General features: G+C 73.7%; 17 protein-coding genes. 6 read left to right on the top strand and 11 right to left on the bottom strand.

Annotated elements, in window-relative coordinates:
• Positions 1 to 10: 10 nt before the first annotated feature.
• The 4 genes from hutH to ACFQPS_RS15900 are packed head-to-tail and all read right to left on the bottom strand — an operon-like array spanning position 11 to position 5448.
• Complete coding sequence (gene hutH / locus ACFQPS_RS15915) at positions 11 to 1540, bottom strand: histidine ammonia-lyase (protein ID WP_377360202.1); 1530 nt, start codon at positions 1538 to 1540, stop codon at positions 11 to 13.
• Entirely contained in the window at positions 1537 to 2364 is an 828-nt protein-coding gene (gene hutG / locus ACFQPS_RS15910; protein WP_377360201.1) for an N-formylglutamate deformylase, read from the bottom strand. The genes hutH and hutG overlap by 4 nt, the downstream gene beginning before the upstream one ends.
• A gap of 5 nt (positions 2365 to 2369) precedes the next feature.
• Positions 2370 to 4064 carry a urocanate hydratase gene (gene hutU, locus ACFQPS_RS15905; RefSeq protein ID WP_377360200.1) on the bottom strand — a complete coding sequence of 565 codons (1695 nt, stop codon included), beginning with the start codon at positions 4062 to 4064 and terminating at the stop codon, positions 2370 to 2372.
• Between the two features lie 10 nt (positions 4065 to 4074).
• The gene (locus ACFQPS_RS15900) at positions 4075 to 5448 is read right to left on the bottom strand and encodes a formimidoylglutamate deiminase (protein WP_377360199.1); all 1374 of its coding nucleotides are present in this window, start codon (positions 5446 to 5448) and stop codon (positions 4075 to 4077) included.
• A 147-nt stretch (positions 5449 to 5595) separates the two neighbouring features.
• Between ACFQPS_RS15900 and hutI the strand changes: the two genes are divergently transcribed.
• Positions 5596 to 6855: an imidazolonepropionase gene (hutI, locus tag ACFQPS_RS15895; RefSeq protein WP_377360198.1), complete on the top strand. Its 1260-nt coding sequence runs from the start codon at positions 5596 to 5598 to the stop codon at positions 6853 to 6855.
• A gap of 22 nt (positions 6856 to 6877) precedes the next feature.
• Here the strand turns inward: hutI and hutC are convergent, their stop codons facing one another.
• Positions 6878 to 7720, bottom strand: coding sequence for a histidine utilization repressor (hutC, locus tag ACFQPS_RS15890; protein ID WP_377360197.1), 843 nt, complete (start codon positions 7718 to 7720; stop codon positions 6878 to 6880).
• A 138-nt stretch (positions 7721 to 7858) separates the two neighbouring features.
• Between hutC and ACFQPS_RS15885 the strand changes: the two genes are divergently transcribed.
• Positions 7859 to 8314: a hypothetical protein gene (locus ACFQPS_RS15885; protein ID WP_377360196.1), complete on the top strand. Its 456-nt coding sequence runs from the start codon at positions 7859 to 7861 to the stop codon at positions 8312 to 8314.
• 31 nt (positions 8315 to 8345) lie between these two features.
• Here ACFQPS_RS15885 and ACFQPS_RS15880 read toward each other — a convergent pair whose 3' ends face one another.
• A complete protein-coding gene (locus ACFQPS_RS15880) occupies positions 8346 to 8516 on the bottom strand; it encodes a hypothetical protein (protein ID WP_012568372.1) in 171 nt (56 codons plus the stop codon).
• 147 nt (positions 8517 to 8663) lie between these two features.
• Positions 8664 to 9260 carry a pseudouridine synthase gene (locus ACFQPS_RS15875; protein WP_377360195.1) on the bottom strand — a complete coding sequence of 199 codons (597 nt, stop codon included), beginning with the start codon at positions 9258 to 9260 and terminating at the stop codon, positions 8664 to 8666.
• 185 nt (positions 9261 to 9445) lie between these two features.
• Here ACFQPS_RS15875 and ACFQPS_RS15870 point away from each other — a divergent pair, with 185 nt between their 5' ends.
• Entirely contained in the window at positions 9446 to 10228 is a 783-nt protein-coding gene (locus ACFQPS_RS15870) for a superoxide dismutase (RefSeq protein ID WP_377360194.1), read from the top strand.
• Positions 10229 to 10264: 36 nt separating this feature from the next.
• Here ACFQPS_RS15870 and ACFQPS_RS15865 read toward each other — a convergent pair whose 3' ends face one another.
• The 3 genes from ACFQPS_RS15865 to ACFQPS_RS15855 all read right to left on the bottom strand — a co-directional run bounded on the left by ACFQPS_RS15865 (position 10265) and on the right by ACFQPS_RS15855 (position 15785).
• Entirely contained in the window at positions 10265 to 10960 is a 696-nt protein-coding gene (locus ACFQPS_RS15865; protein ID WP_377360193.1) for a TrmH family RNA methyltransferase, read from the bottom strand.
• A gap of 296 nt (positions 10961 to 11256) precedes the next feature.
• Complete coding sequence (locus ACFQPS_RS15860) at positions 11257 to 14427, bottom strand: efflux RND transporter permease subunit (RefSeq protein ID WP_377360192.1); 3171 nt, start codon at positions 14425 to 14427, stop codon at positions 11257 to 11259.
• Positions 14424 to 15785, bottom strand: coding sequence for an efflux RND transporter periplasmic adaptor subunit (locus ACFQPS_RS15855; protein ID WP_377360191.1), 1362 nt, complete (start codon positions 15783 to 15785; stop codon positions 14424 to 14426). The genes ACFQPS_RS15860 and ACFQPS_RS15855 overlap by 4 nt, the downstream gene beginning before the upstream one ends.
• 329 nt (positions 15786 to 16114) lie before the next feature.
• Here ACFQPS_RS15855 and ACFQPS_RS15850 point away from each other — a divergent pair, with 329 nt between their 5' ends.
• The 3 genes from ACFQPS_RS15850 to ACFQPS_RS15840 all read left to right on the top strand — a co-directional run bounded on the left by ACFQPS_RS15850 (position 16115) and on the right by ACFQPS_RS15840 (position 20606).
• A complete protein-coding gene (locus ACFQPS_RS15850) occupies positions 16115 to 16324 on the top strand; it encodes a hypothetical protein (RefSeq protein WP_377360190.1) in 210 nt (69 codons plus the stop codon).
• Between the two features lie 192 nt (positions 16325 to 16516).
• Positions 16517 to 19162 (top strand): photoactive yellow protein, encoded by a 2646-nt coding sequence (gene pyp / locus ACFQPS_RS15845; protein WP_377360189.1) that lies wholly within the window; start codon positions 16517 to 16519, stop codon positions 19160 to 19162.
• A gap of 403 nt (positions 19163 to 19565) precedes the next feature.
• Positions 19566 to 20606 (top strand): SH3 domain-containing protein, encoded by a 1041-nt coding sequence (locus ACFQPS_RS15840; RefSeq protein ID WP_377360188.1) that lies wholly within the window; start codon positions 19566 to 19568, stop codon positions 20604 to 20606.
• 78 nt (positions 20607 to 20684) lie between these two features.
• On the opposite strand, the gene ACFQPS_RS15835 is transcribed toward ACFQPS_RS15840, so the two are convergent.
• Entirely contained in the window at positions 20685 to 21251 is a 567-nt protein-coding gene (locus tag ACFQPS_RS15835; protein ID WP_377360187.1) for a hypothetical protein, read from the bottom strand.

Here is a 21251-nt window from a genome sequence, read left to right as displayed (position 1 = left end):
CGTCCCCGCGTCAGGCGGCCGCCAGCCAGTCGGTCCCGCTGGCGGCCCGCCCGGCGGCGATCAGGCCCCGCGCCGCCTCGATGTCGGGGGCGAAGTGGCGGTCGCGGTCGTAGAAGCCGACCTCCGCCCGCACGGCGGCATGCACCGCCTCCAGCGGGGCGGAGCTGCGCAGCGGCCGGCGGAAGTCGATGCCCTGGCAGGCGGCCAGCAGCTCCACCGCGACGATGCCGGCGGCGTTGTCCGCCATCTCCAGCAGCCGGCGGGCGGCCCAGGTCGCCATGCTGACATGGTCCTCCTGGTTGGCGCTGGTGGGGATGCTGTCCACGCTGGCCGGGTGCGCCAGCCCCTTGTTCTCGCTGGCCAGCGCGGCGGCCGTGACCTGGGCGATCATGAAGCCGCTGTTCAGCCCGCCGTCGGTCACCAGGAAGGCGGGCAGGCCGCCATTGTGGTGCGGGTCCACCAGCATGGCCGTGCGCCGCTCCGACAGCGAACCGATCTCCGCCAGGGCCAGGGCGATCTGGTCGGCGGCCATGGCGACGGGCTCGGCATGGAAGTTGCCGCCCGACAGGATGTCGCCGTCGTCGGGGAAGACCAGCGGATTGTCGGTGACGGCGTTCGCCTCCGTCGCCAGGGTGCCGGCCGCGAAGCGGAGCTGGTCCAGGCAGGCGCCCATGACCTGCGGCTGGCAGCGCAGGCAGTAGGGGTCCTGCACGCGGGTGCAGCTCAGATGGCTGGCCCGGATCGGGCTGCCGGCCAGCAGCCGGCGGTAGCCGGCGGCGGCGTCGATCTGGCCGCGCTGGCCGCGCAGAGCGTGGATGCGGGCGTCGAACGGCGTGTCGGAGCCCTGCGCCGCGTCGATGCTGAGCGCCCCCGCCACCAGGGCGGCGTCGAACGCCCGCTCGGCTGCGACCAGCCCGGCGAGCGCCAGCGCCGTGGAGGCCTGGGTGCCGTTCAGCAGCGCCAGCCCCTCCTTCGGGCCCAGCTCCAGCGGGCGCAGCCCGGCGGCGGCCAGGGCGTCCGCCGCCGACACGGTGCGCCCGGCCAGCCGCACCTGCCCCAGCCCGAGCAGCGGCAGCACCAGATGCGCGAGCGGGGCGAGATCGCCCGAGGCGCCGACGGAGCCCTTGGCCGGCACCAGCGGCAGCGCCTCCGCCGAGACCAGCGCCGCCAGCGCCCTGATCACCTCCCCGCGCACGCCGGAGAAGCCGCGCAGCAGGCTGGCGACCTTCAGCACCAGCATCAGCCGCACCACCCTGTCCGGCATCGCCTCCCCGGTGCCGGCGGCATGGCTGAGCACGAGGTTGCGCTGAAGCTGGGCCAGCCGGTCCGGCTCGATGCGGGTGCGGGCCAGCAGGCCGAAGCCCGTATTGATGCCGTAGACGGTGCGGCCGGAGCCGATCACCTCCGCCACCGTGCGGGCCGACGCCTCGGCCGCCTCCAGGTCCTGCGGGGCGATCTCCAGCCGCACGGGGCCGGCCAGCACGCGGCGCAGGTCGGCCAGGGTCAGGCCGGCGGGGGTCAGGCGCAGGGTCTCGGTCATCGCGGGGACTCCGGAAGCGGGGCGGCAGGGGGAAGCGCCGCGACATGCTCGGCGGCGGCGGACAGGAAGGTCTCGATCATGCGGCGCAGGACGGGGCGCAGCGCCCCCGCCTTCGCCGGGTCCAGCCGGGGCGGCGGCCCCTCGGCCAGATGCGTGGCCTGGGAGAGTTCGAGTTGGAGGGCGAACACGCGCTCCGCCGGGCGGCCGTAATGGCGGGTGATGTGGCCGCCCTTGAAGCGGCCGTCCAGCACCGCGGTGTAATCGTCGCCGGCGGCCGCCAGCACGGCGCGGGCGACGGGGGGCGGGCAGGACAGGCCGCCGTTGCTGCCCAGGTTCAGGTCGGGCAGCCGACCGTCGAACAGGCGCGGCAGGACGGGGGCGATGGAATGCGCGTCCCACAGCAGGGCATGGCCGAAGCGGTCGCGCAGCCGCGCCAGCTCGGCCGCGATCCGGTCATGGTAGGGCTGCCAGATGTCGGCCCGGAAGGCGGATCGTTCCGCTGCCGTAACAGGCTTCGCCCAGACCGGACCGCCGGCGAAGGTGGTGTCCGGGAACAGGCCGGTCGTGGTCTGGCCGGGATAGAGGCTGGCATCGTCCGCCGGCCGGTTGAGATCGACCAGATAGCGCGACCGGGTCGCCACGATCACCGAGGCGCCGAGCCCGCCCAGGAAATCGTAGAGGGCATCGACATGCCAGTCGGTGTCCGGCAGGTCCCGCGCCGCGGGGGCGAGCCGGTCCGCCAGCGCGTCGGGCATGCCCGTACCGACATGCGGCATGGAGACCAGCAGCGGGATCGTTCCGGAAACGAAACGGTATGGCGTCATGGCCGTTACTCCCGCATCCGGTCGAGCATGGGCAGGTCCAGGCCGTGGCGGCGGGCGCAGTCGATGGCGTCCGCATAGCCGGCGTCGGCATGGCGCATCACGCCGGTCGCCGGGTCGTTCCACAGCACCCGCTCCAGCCGGCGGGCGGCGGCCTCGGTCCCGTCGCAGACGACGACCATGCCGGAATGCTGGCTGAAGCCCATGCCCACGCCGCCGCCATGGTGCAGGCTGACCCAGGTGGCACCCGAGGCGCAGGTCAGCAGCGCGTTCAGCAGCGGCCAGTCGGACACCGCGTCGGAGCCGTCGCGCATCGCCTCCGTCTCCCGGTTCGGGCTGGCGACGGAGCCGCTGTCCAGATGGTCGCGGCCGATCACGACGGGGCCGATCTCGCCGCGCGCCACCATCGCGTTGAAGGCGAGACCGACGCGGTGGCGGTCGCCCAGGCCCAGCCAGCAGATGCGGGCCGGCAGGCCCTGGAAGGCGATGCGCTGCTTCGCCATGTCCAGCCAGCGGTGCAGCGGAGCGTCCTGCGGCATCAGCTCCTTCACCTTGGCGTCGGTGCGGGCGATGTCCTCGGGATCGCCGGACAGCGCCGCCCAGCGGAACGGCCCCTTGCCCTGGCAGAACAGCGGCCGGATGTAGGCCGGCACGAAGCCGGGGAAGGCGAAGGCGTCGGCCAGCCCCTCCTCCTTCGCCATCTGCCGGATGTTGTTGCCGTAGTCGAGCGTCGGCACGCCCATGGCGTGGAAGTCCAGCATGGCCTGGACATGCGCGACCATGGAGCGCCGCGCCGCGGCGGCGACCGCGCGGGGGTCGCGCGCGCGCATCTCCTCCCAGCGGGCCAGGGTCCAGCCGGCCGGCAGGTAGCCGTTGGCCGGGTCGTGGGCGCTGGTCTGGTCCGTCACCACGTCGGGCCGGGCGCGGGCATCGCCGGCCGCGGCACGGCGGGCCAGCTCGGGGAAGATCTCCGCCGCGTTGCCCAGCAGGCCGACGGAGACGGGCCGCCGCTCCGCCCGCGCGCGGGCCATGATCTCCAGCGCCTCGTCCAGGCTGTCGGTGCGGAGGTCCAGGTAGCGCGTCGCGAGGCGGCGGTCGATGCGGCTGGGCTGGCACTCCACCGCAAGGCAGGAGGCGCCAGCCATTGTGGCGGCCAGCGGCTGCGCCCCGCCCATGCCGCCCAGCCCCGCCGTCAGCACCCAGCGGCCGGCAAGGTCGCCGCCATAGTGGCGCCGGCCGACCTCCACGAAGGTCTCGTAGGTGCCCTGCACGATGCCCTGGGTGCCGATATAGATCCAGGAGCCGGCCGTCATCTGGCCGTACATCATCAGCCCCAGCCGGTCGAGCGCGTCGAACTGTTCCCAGGTCGCCCAGTGCGGCACCAGGTTGGAGTTGGCGATCAGCACCCGCGGCGCGTCGGCATGGGTGCGGAAGACGCCCACCGGCTTACCGGACTGCACCAGCAGGGTCTGGTCCTGCTCCAGCCGGGTCAGGGTGGCGGCGATGCGGTCGAAGCTCTCCCAGTCGCGGGCGGCGCGGCCGATGCCGCCATAGACGATCAGCTCCTCCGGCTTCTCGGCCACCTCCGGGTCCAGGTTGTTCATCAGCATCCGCAGCGGTGCCTCGGTCTGCCAGGAGCGGGCGGTCAGGGTCAGGCCGCGGGCGGCGCGGATGCTGCGGGAATTGTCGCGGCGGGTGGACATGGGCGGGCTCCTAGGCGGTGAGGCGGGCGACGGTGCGGCGGTAGCGGGCGGCGACGGTCTCCTCCGCCGGGTGCCGCCCCGCGGCGACGACCCGGCGGCCGCCGACGACGACGTCGCGCACCGGGTTGCCGTGGTTGGCGAAGACCAGCGCGTCCAGCAGGGCGTCGCCCTCCCGGCTACAAAGGGACGGATGCCCGGCGTCGAGCACGAGGAAGTCGGCCCGGCGGCCTGGGGCGAGGCGGCCGGCGGCGCGGCCCAGGGCCTGCGCCCCGCCGTCCGCCGCGTCCAGCCAGAGCCGCGCGCCCAGGTGGGGGCTGCGTCCCGGCAGGCCGAAGGAGCGGCGGCCGGCGGCCAGCCGCTGGCCGTAATGCAGCCAGCGCAGCTCCTCCCGCGGATCGACGGAGACATGGCTGTCGGAACCGATGCCGAAGCGCCCGCCGGCACGGCGGAACGGCTCCCAGCGGAACAGCCCGTCGCCCAGGTTGGCCTCCGTCGTCGGGCAGAGGCCGGCGACGGCACCGCTGGCGGCCAGGGCGGTGGCCTCGGCCTCGGTCATGTGGGTGGCGTGGATCAGGCACCAGCGCCGGTCCACGCCCGCCTGTTCCAGCAGGAACTCCACCGGCCGGGCGCCCAGATGGTTCAGGCACTCCTCCACCTCCTTCGGCTGCTCGGCCGCGTGGATGTGGACGGGGGCGTCGGGGTCGCGGGCGCGCAGGCCGGCCAGCGCCTCCCGCAGGGCGCCCGCGGGCACGGCGCGCAGGCTGTGCAGGGCCAGCCCCAGGCGCAGGTCGGGACCCGTCTCCGGCGCCAGCGCCTCCAGCAGCGCCAGCAACCCGGCGGGCGTGCCGGCGAAGCGGCGCTGGCCGTCCGCCAGCGGCCGCCCGTCCAGCCCGCCCGTCATGTAGAGCACCGGCAGATGGGTCAGGGCGATGCCGGTCTCCCGCGCCGCGGCCAGCACCGCGCGGGAGAGCGCGGCGGGGTCGGCGTAGGGCCGGCCGTCGGGATCGTGGTGCAGATAGTGGAACTCGGCCACCGCGGTGTAGCCGGCCTTCAGCATCTCGATCTGGAGCTGGGCCGCGATGGCATGCACGTCGTCGGGCGTCAGCCGGGCGACGAAGCCGTACATGGTGCGGCGCCAGGACCAGAAGCTGTCGCCCCCCTCCCCGACCCGCTCGGCCAGTCCGGCCATGGCGCGCTGGAAGGCGTGGCTGTGCAGATCGGGCAGGCCCGGCACCACCGGGCCGGCCAGCCGCTCCGCCCCCTCGGGCGAGCCGCCGGGGATCAGGGCGGCGATGTCGCCGCCCTCGGTCAGCTCGATCCGCACCCCTTCGGCCCAGCCCTCGGGCAGCCGGACGCGGTCGGCGTAGCAGGCGCGCAGCAGCACTCCCCTCTCCCTGTCCGCGGCGGCGCCGCCGCCCGGCGGGCCGGGTCGGCCGATCGCGTCCGCGCTGATGGTTTCCGCATGGCTGTCTATACAGGTTAGTCTAGCGGCGCCGTTGCGGCCCCGCAAGACACCCGGCAGGATGCGCGCATGACAGACGCACCCCCCTGGGACATCCTCTGGACCGGGGCGGCGCTGGCGACGCTGGCCCCCGGCGCGCCCGGCACCGCCGCCGGCGACCCTTACGGCGCCATCCCCGACGGCGCCATCGCCGCCCGCGGCGGCCGCATCGCCTGGGTCGGCCCGCGCGCCGCCCTGCCCGGTGAGTCGCAGGCCCTGGCCGCCCGCGTCGTGGATCTGGGCGGCCGCTGGGTCACGCCGGGCCTGATCGACTGCCACACCCATCTGGTGTTCGGCGGCGACCGGGTGGAGGAGTGGGAGCGCCGCCTGAACGGGGAGAGCTACGAGGCCATCGCGCGGGAGGGCGGCGGCATCGCCCGCACCGTGCGCCTGACCCGGGAAGCGACGGAGGAGGCGCTGTTCCGGTCCGCCGCCCGCCGCCTGCGCCCCCTGCTGGCCGAGGGCGTGACGACGGTGGAGGTGAAGTCCGGCTACGGGCTGGAGCCGGAGGCGGAGCTGAAGATGCTGCGCGTGGCCCGCCGGCTGGAGCGGGAACTGCCGGTGCGGGTGCGGACCACCCTGCTGGCGGCGCACGCCCTGCCGCCGGAGCGGCGCGACGACCGCGCCGGCTACATCGACCGCATCGTGGCGGAGATGATCCCCGCCGCCGCGGCCCAGGGGCTGGCCGACGCGGTGGACGCCTTCTGCGAGACGATCGCCTTCACCCCGGAGGAGGTGGCGCGGGTGTTCGACACGGCGCGGCGGCACGGGCTGCCGGTGAAGCTGCACGCCGACCAGCTCTCCGACCTGGGGGGCGCGGCGCTGGCCGCCCGGTTCGGCGCCCTGTCGGCCGACCATCTGGAGCATGCCGGCGAGGCCGGGCTGGACGCCATGGCGGCGGCCGGCACGGTGGCGGTGCTGCTGCCCGGCGCCTTCTACCTGCTGCGCGAGACACGGCTGCCGCCGGTGGCGGGATTCCGCGCCCGCGGCATCCCCATGGCGGTGGCGACGGACCTGAACCCCGGCACCAGCCCGGTGCAGTCCCTGCGGCTGGCGCTGAACATGGCCTGCACCCTGTTCCGCCTGACCCCGGCGGAGGCGCTGGCCGGCGCCACGCGGGAGGCGGCCCGCGCCCTGGGGCTGGCGGAGGAGGCGGGAACGCTGGAGGCGGGGAAACGCTGCGACCTCGCCATCTGGGAGATCGGGCGCCCGGCCGAGCTGGCCTACTGGCTGGGCGGCGGCGCCTGCGCCGGCCGCGTCCTGGCGGGCGTGCCGGTGGACGGGGCTTGAAACCTCCTGGCGGACTGACCCGTCAGCCCGGCCGGAAGCGGCCGCCCAGCCGGTAGCGGCCGCCGGGGAACCAGAGTTCGACCAGGGAGGCGACACGCCCCTCCGCACGCCCCTCTGCACGCCCCTCCGGCGCCGTCTCCGCCCCCTCGCCCGGCCCGCCCTCCGTCTCCGCCTCAGCCGCGGCGATCCAGGTGCGCCGGCGCAGCAGCAGGCAGGGCTCCCCCACCTCCATGTCCAGCAGGGTGCGGGTGCGGGCGTCGGGCAGCACGGCCTCGACCAGATGCTCCACCTCCCGCACCGGGGCGACGGCCAGCAGATGCTCCGACGGCGTCGCCTGGGCGAAGTCCTGCGCCAGATAGTCGGGCGCGGCGTCGGGCGCCACCCAGCGGTCTTCCAGCAGGATCGGGCGGCCGTTCTCGGCATGCACCAGGATCGAATGGAACAGCGGCGTCCCCGCCGGCCGGCCGAAGCCTTCCGCCACCTCGCCCGCCGCCGGCTCCGTCGCCAGATGCAGCACGCGGGCGGAATGGGCGCCGCCGCGGGCCTGGATCTCGTCGGCGATGTTGCGGATCTCCAGCACCGTGCCCAGGGGCTTGGCCGGGGCGACGAAGGTGCCCGCCCCGGCGACGCGGGTCAGCCGCCCCTCCGCCGTCAGTTCGCGCAGGGCGCGGTTCGCCGTCATGCGCGAGACGCCCAGCGCCGCCACCAGCTCATGCTCGGAGGGCACGCGGTCGCCGGGTTGCAGGGCACCGTCGCGGATGCGCTCCAGCACATAGGTCTTCACCCGGCGGTAGAGCGGCGCCTCCGCCCCGCCGCCGTCCGTTCCGGTCCTGCCGTCCGGCTGCGTCCTTCCGTCGTCCAGCACCACCGTTCCCCCGCCGCCCGGGCATCCCCATCTCCAGGGGCCACCCCACCCGGCACACCATAGCCGGCCCGGCGCGGGCGGTTAAGCCCGGACGGGAAAGACGGGAACGGACGGAAGGACCGGAAAGCGGACGACGGCATGACGAGACTCTTCCTCGACCTCGACGGCGTGCTGGCCGACTTCGACCGCGGCGTGGAGCGGGTCACCGGCCGCCGGCCGGACCAGCAGACCACCCGCGAGATGTGGCGGGCACTGGCGCAGGACGCGGATTTCTTCGGCACGCTGGCGCTGATGGCCGATGCCCGCGATCTCTGGGACTACTGCGTCCCGCACCGGCCGGTGATCCTGACCGGCCTGCCGCGCGGCGACTGGGCCGACGCGCAGAAGCGCCGCTGGGTCGCCAACATGCTGGGCAAGGAGGTGGAGGTCATCACCTGCATGGCGCGGGACAAGCCGGACTGGTCCGGCCCCGGCCGGGTGCTGGTGGACGACCGCGCCACCACGCGCGAGGGCTGGGAGGCGCGCGGCGGCCACTTCGTCCAGCACAGCTCCGCCGCGCTGTCCATCGCGGCGCTGAAGGAACTGGGCTTCTAGGCCCCCCGCCCTGATCCCGGGGGCCGCCCCCTCAGCGGCCGAGGCGGCGCAGGCCCATCCGCACGCCCACGCCGGCCAGCAGCACGACCAGGACGGCCAGCAGCACCAGCATCAGCGCCCCGCCCAGGACCGCTTCCAGCGTGTCCCAGAACCCGACCTGGGCGATCAGGATGACGAGCAGAAGGAAGATGAACAGGGGCATGGGCGCACCTCCGTCGGGGGCGGCCGTCGGCGTCGGCCGCTGAAGTCAGGCGGGGGCCGGCGGGCGGGGCGCGGCCGGGCGTCCGGTCCCTGCCCCCACGCCGGGCGTCTGTCCTGCCAACGGTGGCGCGTCCCGGCTGTTCCCCGCTCAGCGCCGGGGCGGACGCGACGCCGCACGCGGCGACGAAGACGGGGGCGGGGGCGGGGGCGGCGCGTCGCGCCACTCCCCGGGGGCCAGCCCCTCCAGGGTCCAGGGGCCGACGGCCCGGCGCACCAGCCGCAGGGTCGGCAGCCCCACCGCCGCCGTCATCCGCCGGACCTGACGGTTGCGCCCCTCGCGCAGGGTCAGCTCCAGCCAGGCGGTGGGGATGGATTTCCGGAAGCGGACCGGCGGCGTGCGCGGCCAGAGGCCGGGCGGCTCCGGGATCGCCCGCACCGCCGCCGGCAGGGTCGGGCCGTCGTTCAGCACGACGCCGCGGCGCAGCGCCTCCAGCGCCGCCTCTTCCGGCGTGCCCTCCACCTGGGCCCAGTAGGTCTTCGCCATCTTGTGCCGGGGGTCCGCGATGCGGGCGGTCAGGGCGCCGTCGTCGGTCAGCACTACCAGCCCCTCGCTGTCGCGGTCCAGCCGGCCGGCGGCATAGACCCCCGGCACCGGCACGAAGTCCTTCAGCGTCGCCCGGCCGTCCGCGTCGGTGAACTGGCAGAGCACGTCATAGGGTTTGTTCAGCAGGATCACGCGGGTCATCGCCCTGCTTCCCACGCCGCGGCCCCCCCCCGCAAGGGGGCGCGGACCGGGTGGACCTTCGCCGTCCGGATTACCCCGGCAGGATCGTACCGCCCGCCGGCCCCGCCCTTCCGGGGGATGGCACCGCCGGGCAGCGGGCACGACCTGTTGCAGGCGATCCCGTTGCGCCTTCGGAAGGACCCGAGATGCCGATGCCGACCCGCCGCCGCCTGCTTGCCGCCGCCACGGCCGCCGCCGCCGCCGCGACCTTCGCCCGCCTGCCCGCCATCGCCCAGGGCAGCCCCCCTCCTGGAAGCGGCCCCTCGGGAAGCGGCCCCTCGGGAAGCAGGCCGCCCGGCAGCCCCTTCACCCTCCCGGAGCTTCCCTATGACGTGACGGCGCTGGAGCCGCACATCGATGCCCGGACCATGGGCCTGCACCATGGCAAGCACCACCAGACCTACGTCACGAACCTGAACAACGCCCTGGCCGAGCACAGCCAGCTCCACGGCCTGTCGCTGACCGACCTGCTGAAGCGCCTGGGCGAGCTGCCGGAGGGCATCCGCACCGCCGTGCGCGACAATGGCGGCGGCCATGCCAACCACAGCATGTTCTGGACCATCATGGGGCCGAACGGCGGCGGTGAGCCGACCGGCGCCGTCGGAGAGGCCATTGCCCGCGACTTCGGCGCCTTCGAGGACTTCAAGAAGACGTTCAACGAGGCCGGCACGAAGCAGTTCGGCTCGGGCTGGGTCTTCGTCACGGCCGACACGGAAGGCAAGCTGGAGATCGTCGCGCGTCCGAATCAGGACACCCCGCTGATGGACGGCAAGCCGGTGCTGATGGGCAATGACGTGTGGGAGCACGCCTATTACCTGACGTACCAGAACCGCCGCGCCGACTATCTGGCCGCGTGGTGGAACACGGTGAACTGGGGTGCCGTGAACCAGCGCCTCGCCGCCATCCGCCAGGGCGGCAGCGTGCTCTGACGGCGGTTCCCGCCGCCGGGGCCGGGGTCGCCCGCCTCAGGGCCGCGTCATCTCCCAGGCCAGGATGGCGGCGGTGGCGGCCACGTTCAGGGACTGCACCAGCCCCGACCCGGGCAGCGTCGCCAGCTCGGCGCAGGCGCGCAGGGTCTCCGCCGGCAGGCCGTCCTCCTCGTTGCCCAGCAGCACGGCCGGCGGCTTCGGCCCCCCGGTCAGCCGGCCCAGGGCGGGGTGCCCGCCCAGCGCCGTACCGACGACGCGGTAGCTCTCCGCCAGCCGCCGCACCGCCGCGGCGAAGCGCTCGGCGCGGTAGATCTGGACATGCTCGAAGCCGCCCTCGGCCACGCGGTAGGCGGATTCCGACGGCTGCGCCTGCCCCGGATGGTCGGAGATCACCAGCCGGTCCAGCCCGAAGAAGGCGGCCGTGCGCACGATGGCGCCCAGATTGTGCGGGTTGCCGATGCCGTCCAGCAGCAGCAGCGGCCGGCCCTCCGCGGCCCAGCGCCTGGCCCAGTCGGGGTTGAAGGGCAGCACCTGCCGCGGCTCGGCCACGGCGACGACGCCGCCATGCAGCGGCGTGCCGGCGACCCTGTCCAGCTCCTCCTTCTCCACCAGCCGATAGGGCTTCCGCGCCTCCGCCAGCCGGGCGCAGAAGGGGCCGACCGCCTGCCGGTGGCGCTCCTCGTAGAACAGGCGCTGCACCCGGTCGGGGTCGCGCGCGAAGACCGCCGCCACCGCCGGCAGCCCGCAGATGCGGAACGGCTTCGGCGGCGGTGCCTTGGCCGTGGCAGGCCGGGGCGCGCGCGGCTGGGGCGCGCGGGCCTGGGGATCTCGGGCCTGGGAATCTCGGGGCGGGGGGAGCGGCATGGTGGCGACCGGTCGGCTGCGGGGGCCCCTTCATTGGCACGCCCCGGTCCGGCCGCACAAGGCGCTTGCCCGGCCTGCCCCGGACGCCAACCGCCCCGCCCGGGGGACCGGATGGGGCGGCAGGATCGGCGGCAGGGTCGCCAGCAAGGTCGGCGGGGGCTGGCCTACTCGGCCGGGGTGCGGGCCGGGCGCGGGGCGTCGGGGTCGCGGGCCAGCCAGCGGCCGCCCCGCTTCAGCCCCCGCCAGACCCGGCCGGCGCCGGACTTCGCGTCCTCCACCACCATCAGCATGGCCGGCATCAGCAGCAGGACCAGCAGCGTGGCGGTGCCGATGCCGAACACGAAGGTGATCGCCATCGGGATCATGAACTGCGCCTGGAGCTGCGTCTCCAGCATCAGCGGCAGCAGGCCGAAGATGGTGGTGAGCGAGGTCAGGGCGACCTGGCGCAGGCGCTCCACCGCACCGTCCACGACGGCAAGGTGCAACGGCTCGCCCGCCGCGTGGCGCTCGTCGATGCTGGTGACGACCTGGATGCTGTCGTTCACCAGGATGCCGGCCATGCCCATGATGCTGATGTAGCTGAACATGGTCATGTCGGCGCCCATGATCCAGTGGCCGTACACCGCCCCCGCCACGGAGAAGGGGATGACCGCCATCACCGCCGCGGGGCGGGTGAAGCTGCCCATGATCCAGGCCAGGACCAGATAGATGCCGACCAGCGCCACCAGGATGCCGGCGTAGAAGTCGGCCCAGAACTCGGCCTCCTGCTCGGCGCCGTCCCCCATGTTCCGGGCGACGCCGTACTTCTCCATGATGCGGGGCAGATGCTCCTTCTCGACGGCCTCGCGGATTTCGCCCGGGTTGGACTTGTGGATGTCCACGTCGGCGAAGACGGAGACGGTGCGCTGCCCCTTGCTGCGCAGGATGCGGGCCAGACCCGGCCGCTCCTTCAGGGTGACCACGTCGCCCAGCGGCACCTCCTCCCCCGCGGGGGAGCGGAGCCGCAGGTTGCGCAGCGCCTGCTCCGACTGGTCGGTGGCGGGCAGGCGGACGCGCACGGTCACCTCCTCGTCGCCGCGGGGGAAGCGCTTGGCGATGGCGCCGTCCAGGGCGTCGCGGAGCTGGCGGCCGACGATCTCCGTCGTGAAGCCCAGGGCCTCGCCGCGCGGGGTGACGGCGGCCACCAGTTCCGGCTTGCCGGCCGGCAGGTTGTCGCGGATGCCGCTGACCCCGGCGAAGCCGCGCAGCGCGTCGCGCAGTTCCAGCGACGCCTGCTTCAGCACATAGGGGTCGTCGTGCTGGAGCCTCCAGCCGATGTTGCTGCCGCCGAAGCCGGCGCTGTCCTCCTCGAACACCGCTTCGTCGATGCCGGGCAGCAGGCGCGTCTCGGCCTCCCACATCTTCATGATGTCGGGCAGGCGGTCGTCGCGCAGGTCGGCGGAGATCACCTCGGCCTCCATGCCGCCCATGTAGTCGCCGACCTGGGGCACGACACGGCCGTTCACGGTCGCGCCGACCTGGCCGAAGGTCATGGTCACCAGGGCGCCGCGTTCATAGCCCAGCTTCGCTTCCACCCGGTAGAGCGCGGCCTCCGCCTCGTCGAGCTGCTGCGCCACCACCTCGCGCGGGGTGCCGGGGGAGAACAGCAGGTTCAGCGTCAGCGACTGGCCTTCCGGCTGCGGCGAGAAGGCGAAGTTGACCCGGCCGCCGGCCTGCAATCCGATGGCGAGGCACATGGCCGTGACGGCGGCCGCCACCGTGGCGTAGCGGTTGTCCACCGACCACTGCACGACGCGCTTGAAGCGGCCGTCGCGGAACCGCAGGAAGGAGCGGTCGAACCAGAGGCGGGCGCGGGAGGAGTGGCCCTTGTCATGCTCCAGGGCGTGGCGGATGTGGCTGGGCAGGGTCAGGAAGCAGCCGACCAGACTGGCCAGGATCACCGCGATGGCGACCATGGGCAGCGGTTCGACATAGTCGCCGTTGGGCCCCTGCATCATCAGCATGGGCGCGAACGCCGCCACCGTCGTCACCGAGGCGGCGACGATGGGCCAGAACATGCGCCGGGCCGCCGTCTCCACCGCGCGGGTCGGGTCCCAGCCGCGCTCCTGGAGGGTCTGGGCATGCTCGGCCACGACGATGCTGTCGTCGCAGATGATGCCCACCATCATGATCAGCGCGAACAGGCTCATCATGTTGATGCTCTGGCCGAGCCACATCATGATGGCGAAGGTGACCGAGAGCGACATCAGCACGTCGACGACGATCCACCAGGTCACCCGCGGGCGCAGGAAGATGTAGAGCACCGCGAAGACCAGGACCATGCCGCCGACGGCATTGTCGACCAGCATGTCGATGCGCTGTTCCAGGGCATCGGTCTCGCGGTCGTAGATCTCCAGCTTCAGGGTCGGCGGCAGGGTCGGGCGGATCTGCTCCAGATAGCGGTCCACCACCGCGGTGATGGCCAGCAGGTCGCCGTTCTTCGCCTTCTGGAGTTCCAGGCGGATCGCCGGGTTGCCGCTGCGGCGGCCGCTGACGGCGCCGTCCTCGTAGGTCTCGCGCACCGTGGCGATGTCGCCCAGCGTCAGCAGGCGCCCCTGGGCATCGCCGCGCAGGGTCAGCCCGGCGATGCCCGACGCCTGCTCCTGCCGGCCCAGGGTGCGGATCTGCTTCTCCACCCCGCCGGTGAGCGAGCCCGAGGGCACGTCGCTGGAGATGTCGCCGATGCGCTGGGCGACATCGCCCAGGGTGGTGTCCAGCCGGTCCAGCTCGGCGGCCGGGATCTCCACCCAGATCTCGGTGTCGCGCAGGCCCTCGACATTGATGCGGTCCACGCCGCGGGCCATCAGCCCGTCCCGGATCTGCTTCGCCCAGGCCCGCAGGGCCGGTTCGGGCAGCGGCCCCGACAGCACCAGGTTCATGATGTCGTCATAGACCAGGAACTGCTGGATGACCGGCCGTTCCGAGCCCTGCGGCAGGGTGGTGACGCTGGCGACCGCCTGTTCCACCTCGGTCATGGCCCGGGTCATGTCGGTGCCGGACCTGTACTCGATGAACAGCTCGCCGATGCCCTCGCGGGAGCGGCCGACCACGTCGTCCACCCCGTCCAGGTAGCGGACCTCGCGCTCCAGCGCCTCGACGATGCCGCGGTCCACGTCGTCGGCCGAAGCACCGGGCCAGACGACGGCGACGGAGATCTGGGGAATGTCGAAGTCCGGCTCCATCTGGACTTCCAGCCGCTGCATCCCCCAGACGCCGCTCAGCAGCATCAGCAGCATCAGGATGTTGGCCGCCACCTTGTGGCGGGTGAAGGAGCGGATCAGGGCGTTGGGGTTCATGGCGCGTCCTCCGCCTTGGGCGCGTCCTTGGGCGCATCCTCCGCCTTGGGCGCGGCCGGGCCTTCGGCGGCGGGGGCGCTGCGGGTGGTGACCTTCAGGCCGGGCCCGATCTCCTGGAACCGGGTGACGACGGCGCGGTCGCCCGGTTGCAGGCCACCGGACAGGTAGACGGCATCCGACTTGACGGCGACCACCTCCACCGGGCGGGCGGCCAGCCGGCCGTCCTCGATCACATAGACGGTTCCGCCGTCATGCAGGGCGGGGGCGGGCAGCCGGATCACGTCGGCATAGAGGCGGTCGGGAATGGTGACGCTGACGAAGGCGCCCGGCCGGATCGCCTGGCCGGTCAGGGTGCCGTCGAGCTGCACGAACAGCGCGACGCCGCCCGCCGCGGTGTCGATCCGGTCATCGACGCGGACCACACGGGCGGGGAATTCCAGCCGGTTCTGGCCCAGCGACCAGACCACCCGGGCCTCCCGCCCGATCAGGCTCTCGCCGCTGGCGACCAGCCGGCCGTAGGTGTCGGTCGGCACCGTCACCTTGGCCTCCAGACGCTCGGCACCGGAGATCACGGCGACCCGGTCGGCCGGGGTCAGGTACATGCCGGCCTCGGCCCGCGCATCGCCGACGAAGCCGTCGAACGGGGCCACCAGGGTCGTCCGTGCGAGGTCCGTCTCGGCCGCCTTCACGGCAGCCTGGAGCCGGGCGATGACCGCCTGCTGCGCCCGCACGCGGGCCTGTTCGGCGGCATAGGCGTTCTGCGTCTCCTCATAGCGGGGGGCGGCGACGATGCCGCGCTTGAACAGGGTCTCCGCCCGTTCCGCCTCGCGCTCATGGGCCTTGAGGTTGGCCCGCAGCTCGTCCAGCCGGGCGCGGGCCTCGTCCAGGTCGGCGCGGCGCTGGGCCAGGACCAGTTCGTGGTCCACCGGGTCGAGAGAGAGCAGCGTCTCGCCCTCCTTCACGACGCCGCCGTCGCGCAGCGCCGGGGAGACGGACAGCACCGTCCCGCTGACCAGGGGCCGCAGCTCAGAGGTGCGGCCGGCCAGCACGGTGCCCAGCGCGACCACCTCCGGCCGGTGGTCGCCGCGCGCCACGGTCACGGTATCCACCGCCCACTCGCGTTCGGGCTTCGTCTCGCGCGCCGGTTCGGGCTTCGTGGCGATGAAGGTGACAAGGCCGGCGACCCCGACCGCCAGGATGCCGACGGCGATCAGGCCGCGGCGCCAGCGCCGGAGCAGCCCGGGCGCCCCGGCACGGCCCCGGCGCGTCCGCGGCGCCGGGAAGTCCACGGGGTCCGCCGGGACGGGTGCGGCCTGGGCATAGGCCTCCCGCCGGGCAAAACTGTCGAGCGAATCCATCCCCCCTCCTGCTGCGCGTAGTCTGTCGTGCGGTCCCGGCCCGCGACCCGGTCCTTGAGGGATCGCCGGAGCCTGTGACCATTCCTGGGCAGCCTTAAGCAGAATGCGTGCCAGCCTCGGGGTAGCGCCCGGACAGCCTTGATTTCCGGGGCCAGGATCCCAACGCCCCACTCACGGGGCGTCCGGCACGGTGGCGAATACCGCCATTCCGTGGCGATCCCCGCCACCGGGGCTGCGACAGCACCAGGGGCCGGGAGCAGACCGCCCCCCGGCTGTTGAGCTTCGAGCGGGTGGACGATCCCCGCCCCCCGACAGGCCAGGAGCCCCCCATGACCCAGAACAGACGACCCGACCGCGACCCGGCCCCCCGGCCTGTCGGACAGGACGGCCGGCCCGGGCCGGGCGAAGAGACGCAGGCGCCGGAGCGGACGCCGGGCGACGGCAGCTTGCAGGGCGCCACCCCGGCCGGCCTCACGGTGGAGGAACTGCGCCGGCGCGCGGAGGACACCGACCGCCCGGCCGAACCGGGCACCGGCTGAGGCGGGCCCCCGCGACTCGGCGGAGCCCCGCGGCATAGTCGCCCGGTCCGCGGCGGCGATGGCGGAAAGGGCGCGGAAGGGCGGCAGGCGGTGGCATTTCCGCGACCGGGAGGGTGCTCCGGGGGAGTTACCTCCTTCTCGACAGGGGGTACCGGCGCTACTATCGGCGGAAACCCCAGAGACGAGCCCGTCGTGCCGGACCGGACCACCGACGACTTCGGCCCCTTCACCGAGCATATCCGCGGCACCATCGACGGGATGGGGGCGGCCGAGTTCGACTCTTTGCCGGTCGGTGCCATCCAGGTGGACGGCAGCGGCACCATCCACCGCTACAACAGGACGGAAAGCCAGCTCAGCGGCCGCATCCCCGAGCGGGTGATCGGGCGCAACTTCTTCACCGAGGTGGCGCCCTGCACGAACATCCCGGCCTTCAGCGGCCGCTTCATGGACGGGGTGACCTCCGGCACGCTGGATGCCCGGTTCGACTTCGTCTTCGATTTCCAGATGGCGCCGGTGCGGGTGCAGATCCGCATGCAGAATGCGGGCGTGCCCGACCGCTACTGGATCTTCGTGCGCAAGCTGGAGGACCTGCGTCCCCCCGGACAGGCCCCGGTGGCGGTGCAGTCGACCCCGGTCAGCGGCGAGGTGGTGGATTTCTCCGTCTGCGAGCAGGAGGACATCCGGCGCGTCGGCGCCATCCAGCCCTGGGGGGCGGTGCTGGCCGCCGATCCGCGGGACTGGACGGTCTGCGCCGCCAGCGACAACGCCCAGGATCTGCTGGACGCCGACCGGCCGCCGCTCGGCCGGCCGCTGGCCGAGGTGCTGGGCGCCGGCCCGGTGGCGGCGCTGGCGGACTGGCTGCCGGACCGGGCCGACCCGTACTGGCGCGGAGAGATCGGCCGGGGACGGCGCATCGACATCCGCGCCCACCGCAGCGGCGGCTGCGTGGTGCTGGATCTGGAGCCGGTCGTCTCCCCTGCCGACGCGGCGCCGGTGTCCACCCTGCTGGCGACGGTGGAGGCGGACGTGGCCACCATCCGGCAGGCGGCCTCCCTGGCCGGGCTGGCCCAGGCCTGCGCCCGTTCGGTGCGGTCCCTGACCGGGTTCGAGCGCGCCATCGTCTACCGTTTCGACGCCGACTGGCACGGCGAGGTGATCGCCGAGGACAAGGTGGAGGACTGGCCGCAGTCCTTCGCCGGGCTGCACTTCCCCGCCTCGGACATCCCGCGGCAGGCGCGCGAGCTGTACAGCCAGTCGCTGTCGCGCCATGTCCCCGACCGCGACTACGTGCCGGTGCCGGTCCATCGGGTGGAGGGGACGGAGCCGCTGGACCTGTCCTTCTCCCGCCACCGCAGCCTGAGCCCCGTCCATCTCCAGTATCTGCGCAACATGGGGGTGGCCGCCTCCATGTCCTTCTCCATCCTGGTGGAGGGGCGGCTCTGGGGCATGGTGGCGGCGCACCACCGGCAGCCGCACCATGTCGGCATTCCCCGCCGCTCCGCCGCCATGACGGTGGTGGAGGCGGTGGCGCTCAGCATCGCCGCGGTGGAGCGGGCGGAGGCGATGCGCGGCCGGCAGGTGGACCACGCCGTGCTGACGGCGCTGATGGTGCAGATGGCCTCCTCCGACGCGGTGGAGCCGGCGCTGACGCAGCAGGCGACGCGGCTGACCGACCTGTTCGGCGCCACCGGGGCCGCGCTCTCCATCGACGGCCATCTGCTGACGGTGGGCGACTGCCCGCCGCCGGCGGAGGTGGCGGCGCTGCGGGCCTGGCTGGAGCCGCGCTGGGGCGGCGCCGGCCTGTTCCGCACCAGCAGCCTGTCCTCGGTCTTTCCCGACGCCACCGCCTACCGGCAGCAGGCCAGCGGGCTGCTGGCGCTGCGCCTGTCGGGCGGCGACTTCGTGATGTGGACCCGGCCGGAGGAGCCGCGGCTGATCACCTGGGGCGGCGATCCGGCGAAGCCGCTGGGCGCGGCCGGGCAACGGCCGATGCCGCGCATCTCCTTCGACCGCTGGGTGGAGGAACGGCGCGGCCATGCCGCCCCCTGGCCGCCCTGGGCGGACGAGATCGCCACCTCGCTGCGCCATGCCATCAGCGACATGATGCTGCGCCACCTGCGCCATGTGAAGGAGCTGAGCGACCAGCTCGCCGCCAGCAACGAGGCGAAGTCGCGCTTCCTGGCGAACATGAGCCACGAGCTGCGGACGCCGCTGAACGCCATCCTCGGCTTCTCCGACCTGATGATGTCCGGCGTGGCGGGGACGCTGCCGCCGCGCATCCAGGACTATGTGCAGAGCATCCACGCCTCGGGCGAGCACCTGCTGCGCATGGTCAACGACGTGCTGGACCTGTCGCGCATCGAGGCCGGGCGGATGGAACTGGCGCCGGAGCCGCTGGACGCCGGCATCCTGGCGGCGGAGTGCGTCGGCATGCTGCTGCCGCGGGCGGTGCGCGGCGAGGTGCTGCTGGAGGTGCAGGCGGAGTCGCCCCTGCCGCTGACGGCGGACGCGCTGCGGCTGCGCCAGATCCTGCTGAACATCATCGGCAACGCCGTGAAGTTCACCCCGCCCGGCGGCCGGGTCGATGTGCGGGCGCGGGCGCTGGCCGGCGGCGGGGCCGTCTTCACCGTGCGCGACACCGGCCCCGGCATGACGCCGGAGGAAGTGCTGACCGCCATGGAGCCGTTCCGGCAGGTGGCGCAGACCCGCGCGGCGGTGGAGGGCACGGGGCTGGGCCTGCCCATCGCCAAGTCCCTGGTGGACCTGCACGCCGGCAACCTCGCCATCGAAACCGCCCCCGGCCTGGGCACCACCGTCACCATCGAGATCGGGGCCTGACCCCGGAAGCAGCCGCCCCCGGAAGGAGAGCGGAAGGCGGACCCGGTGGCCGGGCCGCCATGGACGGTCGCCGCCGAAGATACCGATGCGCCGGATCACGGCCAGGACAGAGCCGGGACACAGGCCTTGCCGGGCCGGTCCTGTCCGGCGCGACCGCTTTTTCTGACGGTTGATGTTCGTTCTGGATTTCCCGTTCTTAAATAACTTGGCTTGGTTTTTCAGAATTCTTGTCGCCGAGCCGCACTATCCGGACACCCATGCCGGATACGAGATAGTGGCGATTGAAACGAATACATTTGTACCCAGCGCTTGACCATCGCTTTTTGGCGGATATACCTCGAAAATAAGTACGTAAAAGGATTAATTCGCCCGGACGGGGCGGACATCCACGACAGCGAGGACCATGATGAAAGTGAAAGGTGTTGTCGCGCTGGCCCTTGCCGGCTCGATGCTCTCTGCCTGCGTTTCCACCGGCACGACCATGGGGGGTGGCTCGTCGGTTGCGACGGGGTCGGCCGGGGCCGCCGGCACGCAGAACGCCAACGCGCAGCTTGAACGCTGCGACCGCCCGCTGGGCACCATCGCCCTGGTGGAGAATCAGCCGAAGTCCCCGATCCTGGTCATGATGGGGCTCACCAGCCCGATTCCCGCCGTCCGTCTGGTCATGCAGCAGACCGGCTGCTTCCGCGTCGTCGCCCGCGGCGACGACTTCGAGCGCATCCAGCAGGAACGCGCGCTCGCGGCCGGCGGCTCCTTGCAGGCCGGGTCCAACCTCGGCGGCGGGCAGCTCGCGGCGGCCGATTTCATCGTGGATGTCCACGTCCTCTCGCAGAACGAGAATGCCGGCGGGACCGCCGCCGGGCTGGGCGCGTTCGTGCCGGGCATCGCCGGCGCGGTGCTGGGCGGCCTGCGCACGAAGGAGAGCACGGCGAACGTCATGCTGACCGTCACGGATGTGCGGACGGGCGTGCAGGAGGCCGTCGCCACCGGCTCGGCGGAGTCCCGTGACATCGGCTGGGCGTTCGGCGCCGGCGGCTTCGGCTCCCTGCCGATCGCGGGCGGTCTCGGCGGCTACGAGAACACGGAGATGGGCAAGACCATGATCGCGGCGATCATGGATGCCGTGAACAAGCTGGTGCCGCAGTTCCGCGCCATGCCGCAGGTCGCGGCGGCGCTGAAGGCCCCGCAGGCCACCCCGATGGCGGCGGTGTCGTCCGTGGGCGGGGTGCCGGCGGCGACCCCGCAGCCGGGGACCACCTACCGCGCCACCGAGGGCGTGAACCTGCGCGGCGGTCCGGGGACCAGCGCCGAGGTGATCGGCCAGATCGCCCAGGGTGCCGCGGTCCAGGCGACCGGCGAGCACGAGAACGGCTGGTTCCGCGTGCGGACCGCCAGCGGCCAGACCGGCTGGGTCGCGGCGCGCACCCTCCGCACGGAGAACTGACCGTCGCCGCGGCACGGCAGGGCCCCCGCCCCGCCCCCCGGGGCGGGCCGTCCTGCCGAGCGGACCCGACGCCCCTGACTACAGGGCCGGCCCCGCGGCGGCCGGCCCGGCGGCAGCCGGTTCCGCGGCGGGGGCCGTGCTGACGGCGCAGGCGATGGCCTGGAGGCCGGGGATCGTCGTGGTCGCCCAGGCCAGGGCGGCGGGGTCGCCGCCGTCCCAGCCGGGCGGCACCACGGCGTCGCGGGCGGCACCGCAATCCACCAGATGCCGGGCCAGCAGCGTCTCCTCCCCCCGGCGCAGCAGCACCAGATCCAGCAGCACCAGCCCCGGATGGCCGGGATGGTGGCGCCGGCTGGCCGTGTCCGCCAGCAGCAGCGCATCGGTCACCGGCCAGAGATAGGAGAGCGGGTCGAACGGGCTCCGCCCCTGCACCCGGTCCAGCACCACCATGTCCGGCGGCAGCAGCCCCTCCATCCGCGGCGCCCACTGGTAGCGCAGCGCCGCCGTGACGGCGACGACGCCCAGCGCCGCCGCGACGGGGGCGAGCCAGCGCGGCGCCCGGCGCCCGGCGAGGCGGAAGCCGAGAAGGAGAAGACCCGCGGCGGCGAGCGCGGCGGAGGCGGCGGCGAGAAGGTCGAGCAGCAT

This window comes from Rhodocista pekingensis (genome assembly GCF_042665545.1).
Classification (GTDB): domain Bacteria; phylum Pseudomonadota; class Alphaproteobacteria; order Azospirillales; family Azospirillaceae; genus Rhodocista; species Rhodocista pekingensis.
Note: the sequence above shows the minus strand (reverse complement) of the source record. Positions and strands in the feature narration are given on the sequence as shown.